Raw genomic sequence first — 200 nt, 5'->3', positions numbered from 1 at the left:
GAGCCAGGATCAAACTCTCATAAAAAGTTTTTCCCGTTTCAGAATCAACTGGCTAATTTCAACCATTCATTAATTCCAAACGTTACTGTTTTAGGTTGCTTTGACTTTCGTCTCTGCTGTTCTCTCGAACTCATTTAAATCGCGAATTACTTCGCTGTTCTCAATGAATCTTTCAAGGTTATTTCACTGTTCAGTTATCA

The sequence above is a fragment of the Roseburia sp. OM02-15 genome (assembly GCF_003481835.1).
Classification (GTDB): domain Bacteria; phylum Bacillota; class Clostridia; order Lachnospirales; family Lachnospiraceae; genus Eubacterium_I; species Eubacterium_I ramulus_A.
Note: the sequence above shows the minus strand (reverse complement) of the source record.